The sequence below is a fragment of the Okeania sp. SIO2B9 genome (assembly GCF_010672505.1).
Classification (GTDB): Bacteria; Cyanobacteriota; Cyanobacteriia; order Cyanobacteriales; family Microcoleaceae; genus Okeania; species Okeania hirsuta.
The window spans coordinates 1-5,262 of record NZ_JAAHGK010000464.1 but is presented as its reverse complement, the minus strand read 5'-3'; the positions used below and the strand labels follow the sequence as shown (position 1 = coordinate 5,262).

General features: G+C 34.5%; 4 protein-coding genes. 3 read left to right on the top strand and 1 reads right to left on the bottom strand.

The window, feature by feature from the left end:
• Window positions 1-571: 571 nt before the first annotated feature.
• The 3 genes from F6K13_RS16970 to F6K13_RS16960 all read left to right on the top strand — a co-directional run bounded on the left by F6K13_RS16970 (window position 572) and on the right by F6K13_RS16960 (window position 3,821).
• Complete coding sequence (locus tag F6K13_RS16970) at window positions 572-1,675, top strand: RNA-guided endonuclease TnpB family protein (protein ID WP_124146888.1); 1,104 nt, start codon at window positions 572-574, stop codon at window positions 1,673-1,675.
• A gap of 933 nt (window positions 1,676-2,608) precedes the next feature.
• Window positions 2,609-3,211 (top strand): hypothetical protein, encoded by a 603-nt coding sequence (locus F6K13_RS16965; protein WP_124146889.1) that lies wholly within the window; start codon window positions 2,609-2,611, stop codon window positions 3,209-3,211.
• A gap of 454 nt (window positions 3,212-3,665) precedes the next feature.
• Entirely contained in the window at window positions 3,666-3,821 is a 156-nt protein-coding gene (locus F6K13_RS16960) for a hypothetical protein (protein WP_161564673.1), read from the top strand.
• Between the two features lie 94 nt (window positions 3,822-3,915).
• On the opposite strand, the gene F6K13_RS16955 is transcribed toward F6K13_RS16960, so the two are convergent.
• Window positions 3,916-4,968, bottom strand: a complete 1,053-nt coding sequence (locus F6K13_RS16955; RefSeq protein WP_124146890.1) for an RNA-binding domain-containing protein — start codon at window positions 4,966-4,968, stop codon at window positions 3,916-3,918.
• Window positions 4,969-5,262: the final 294 nt, after the last annotated feature.

Here is a 5,262-nt window from a genome sequence, read left to right as displayed (position 1 = left end):
TATAAATTTGAGTGTATTTATTTTTTTTCTGAAAAAATAATTTTTTTGATGTTATGGAAGTTGCTATTTTACTAGGAGTAATTGGGGGGAAATGATATTAGGTAAAGACACTAAATTATTTGTAGTAGGCAAAAAATATAACCTTAGAAATATATAGTGTTTAGAACTAAAAAGGCTTAAGTCCTGTAAATGTTAAATTAATTTGGCACAGGTACTTATGATTGGTAAGATTGCCAAATTATTACTATAAATAAATAACAAAATGAAATTACTCAGTATACTCATTTTACTTAGTATCACTACTACCGTGTTGGCCTTGGTAATCTTAAGTTTTCCTTGGAGACATCCCTTGCTCACAAACTTACATAGGATAGATAAAGTCATTCGACCTTCTTGCCCTCCTGCTCGCTTATATTTACCAGATTCTCTTTTTTGCTGATTATGCTCAAGCTATGGCAAAATTTATTAATGTTTTCTAGAGAATTAACTTTTTTAATAGAGCATTGACTTAATCAGAGAATAACGATATAATAGGTATTTAAGCATACCATTATACTGGCAATACCCATAGATGAAATCCATCAGAACTAAGCTCAAACTGAATAACAAGCAGAAAACCATGATGGCTCAACACGCAGGTTATTCCAGGTGGTGTTACAACTGGGGTTTAAGTTTGTGGAACGCAGCATATAAAGATGGCTATAAACCTAATGCCCGTAAATTGAGAGAAGTTTTTACCAACCACACAAAACCTCTTTATCCTTGGATGAAAAACTTGTCGTCTAGAGTTTATCAATACGCTTTCATCCACTTGGGTGAGGCATTTAAAAGGTTCTTTTCCTGCGGAATGCTTCGCAAACAAGGATTAGGTAAACACCCAAGGTTTAAGAAGAAAGGCCAACATGATTCCTTCACAATTGATAATTGTGGGAAACCGATCAAACTAAACGGATGGAATCACAAATTACCTTTTATTGGTATCGTTAGAACTTATGAACCCATTGAGGTGGCTACTCAGAAAATAACTATTAGTAAACAAGCGGGTTCATGGTATCTTAGCTGTAGTTATGAATTTACTCCCACTTCAACTCCAAAAACTACTGAAGTTGTAGGTGTTGATTTAGGTGTAAAAACCTTAGCAACTTTAAGTACGGGAGTTGTTTTCCCTGGTGCGAAATCTTACCGCTCCTTTGAAGACAAACTCTCCAGACTACAATACTTGCACCGAAATAAAATAATTGGTTCTGCTAACTGGAGGGCGGCACAACTCAAAATTGCCAAGCTACATAGAAAAATAGCTAACATCCGTCTTGACACACTTCACAAATTGACAACATATCTAGCTAAAAACCACAGCGTTGTTGCTATAGAAGATTTGAATATTAGCGGTATGTTAGCTAACCATAAGCTGGCGAAATCAATAGCAGATCAAGGATTTTATGAGTTTAGACGACAGCTAGAATATAAAACTCACTGGTACGGCTCTGAATTAGTAGTCGTTGATAGATTCTTTCCATCATCAAAAACTTGCTCGAACTGCGGTCATGTCCAATATCTGCCCTTAAATGTGAGAACTTATGACTGCCCCGATTGTGGGATATCTATAGACCGTGATCTGAATGCAAGTATTAATTTAAGAAATGCGGTCGGCTTGACCGTGAATGCCTGTGGATGAGTAACCGCCGACGGCCTCAGTAGAAGCAGGAAGTAAACAGTAGAATATCACGCTATGTGACGTTTTATATCGGTTTTATGAAGCAGGTAAATTTATCAGGACTTACGCACGACGCACGAAAAAATAGCGTTTGAGATTGCTATCCGTTCCGGACTGCTGCGCAAACCCTGTGGGTCGCTTCGGACAGAAATACGTTGGAGGTGCGTAAGTCCTATTTATAATATTTGATATCGAATCTGCTGGCTTGCGAGTGATATAATTTCTACCTGCTAATGTGTAGTAACCTGGTATTAGATATCCCACAATACTAACATCTGCTCACAAAAACCAGGTTTCTCTAATGAGTTCAACTGAACAATTCAAAAGTAGATATCACAAATCACGGATACAATTGGCAACAGGAGAATCTACCTCATGTTCAGTCATTTATTCTTACAGTGCTTTTCATTTAAGTAGACTACAAAATTCTTTTGGTGCGCGGGAGTAGGGAGTAGGCAGTAGGAGAATGCTTTGGCCACTGTATCTATTATTTGAAAACCGCTATAAGCACTTTACTGGAAAAAGGCATTGCTGATTTGAGGTATGATATTATGTCCAGATAAGAGGGCGAGCAAAAAACTTTCTCCTTCTACTTCTGTTTCTTGTTCTTTCTTCCCTGCTGACTCAGTCCGACTGACTTTCCCTCCTGGGAGGGGCGCGCGGGTGGGTTGACTCCTAAGTAATTAATATTAATATCATACACGCTCTTCAGCAACGCCTGGAAAAATTATAGACTTATTTTTCCATTTTTAATTGACAACTGGCAGCATTTTTATTCAATCGACTTTCCAGCAAAATTTGAAAATACACAAAAAACTTACCCATCTACTTGGTTAAATCTAGAGGGAGCAGTATAAGGTATACTAAAAGGTTAGAGGCTAGGGAATTAAAAAAATGGTCAACCAAAAACAACCTATCTTAAATAACGATGAAATTAAACAACTTTTTATTAAGGGCGTTAACATTTTTTTGGCAGGGTCAGCAATTACATTAGTATTTGGATTTATGATTTGGTTTGTCCATGGAACGATTATGGTTTCTGACCTATCAGAGAAAATTGTTGCTAAAGGTTGGGGTGCTTTAATTGCACTAATGGCTGTATTTTTATCTTTTATTGTACCTTCAATTGTTACTCTTTTCGGATTTGCGGTAATGGCATTATTAGTGTGGTGGTTATCTCGCGTTTTTTCCCAATATGAGGAATTTCAACCTACTGCTTTAATTGTTTATCAATTAGTAGCGCCTGTGGGAATGATAGCTGCTTTAATTTTAGCTTCACCAGTGTTGATTTCCTATGCAGTTATTCGCTTATTTAATGGTAGTGGGCAAGCTTTAATTTCTGAGGTTAAAGAAGCATCAAGTATTCTATTGCCACTTGAATCTGATAATAAGTTTATGAGTGGAACTCCAGCAGTTGAATCTCAATATTTAACAGGGGAAAAACTTATGAGTGGATCTCAAGCGGTTGAAACTCAATATTTAGAAGGAGAAAATTAGGAAGTCATGTCGTTTCACGGAAGTTAAAAGTCAAAAGTTAAAAGTCAAAAGTAAGATTTTATAAATTCAAGACTGTGACGAAACAGTAGTTTGAGGAAATTATTTCACATTTAAATTTTGAAACTATTTGTGACATCTTTAAAGTGAATTAGTATCAGAAGTCAGAAGTTATTGGTTACGGGTAAATACGGTTCAGTTAAAGATTTTTTTTTGAGTTCTGTAATCTGAAAATCTTATTTAATGGTTCTATATCATAAGAGTTTTGGTCTTATCTGAACAGTATTGGGTTACGAGTAGAAATATTCTCGCTTATAGGTAAAAACTTTACCCAAGCAAAAATGGAATGAAAAGACTAAACCCCTACAGTTTTTTTTCACCAATCATTTCATATTGCTATAGTCGGAAACGAATAATAATTTGTTTCATCTAATTAGGGTTTGCTGAAAAAGTCTTATTGGTGAGGGTAGGAGACAGGAGACAACCCACCCCCAACCCCTCCCAGGAGGGGAAGACAGGAGACAGGATAAATGGGTATTTAGAGAAGGTAGGAGTAAGAATTGTAAGAATGATTTTTCTGCCCAACTATGCGCCTAAAATACTAACTTTTTAAGTGTGAAGAGCTGAAAAACAGGCACTTTTGTTGAACAAAAAAAGGCTAAAACCTTTATCTGTAAATACTTTTAGATTTAATCAGCAAGCCCTAATTAGGAAAAATGATCGTAAATTTCAGGAATAGTTAATCCTCTTGAAGTATTTCCTACTCTAATATAAAATTCTAAACCTTTTTCGGTTTTAAGGAATGACTTTTTTAGCGATCTTTTGACATCAACAATACAAATTTCCTTGGTTTCTAAAGTTTCAATACGGACTTTAATATATTGAGGAAAACCAGCTCTAATGCGGTCATAAATAAAATTAGATAATGTTTGTTTAAATTTGTCTAGAGTTTCCAAGAAAGAAATATCTTTTTCTAAACCAAAAATATTACCATTCTCTTCAACTCCTATTAATAAAGTTCCTCCTTGAGAATTGAGAAAAATAACAATTGTTTTTAAAAGATTAAATTTTAACTTTTCATTTTTGCGATCTTTTTCAATATCCCATTGTAAAGTACTTTTAAATTCTAAACTATCGCTTTCCCTTTGTTTAATCAATTCATCTATAGGTTTAAACTCGTCTATTTTACGAATAGTCGTTAAAAATCTTCTTAATTTTCGTTCCTCAATTTTTTGATTCAGTTCTTCTTCTGTATCTGCTACTTCTATGACTGTTTGATTAATAACTGCAATATATTTCCCCCAATATTGGTCTTCTAAGTGTTCTCTATTTTTTTCAATCCATCGGTCATTTTTAACGTTACCCCAACTATTAAAATCAGTAATTGCTTCTTTAATAGACTTGTCTAAAATTTCAAAAACATCGCCTTTCATATTCTTGGAAATATAATCCCAAGCACCTTTTTTAAAAGCATCGCGACAGTCAGTTACGCTATCATTTGCTGTTAAGATAATCACAACAGAAGAAAGATTTCGAGATTGAACTTCCTCTAGGACAGCAAAACAACTATCATCTGCTTCCATACGCATATCAGCAATAATAATGTCAAAAGGATTTTGTAATTTTTCTGTTGCTTCTTTAGCGCTAACTGCTGTTTCAATATTTTGATAACCAAAGTCTTCTTTTAACAACTCTATTAATTCTTCGAGATAATTTGGGTTATCTTCAACTAATAGTAAATGAACGTTTTTTGTTTCCATAGTTAATTCTGTAATTTTTGAATTTTGATTTAACTTTTTCTACCGATAACCATAAGTAATATACATTTCAAACATTACATCATTTTCTCTGGTTTCTTTAATATAACCTCCAATTTCATATAGAGTTCTACGAATAATATGCAATCCTAAACCACTACCTTGACCTTTTTTGGAAGTAGTTATTAGGGGTTTAAATATCCATTATCATTTTCTTTGTGGGTTTAATACCCCACCGTCTACACGGTGTTCAAAATTACTTGGGGTGAGAATCCCCATGTAATTTTTCTCCTGTCA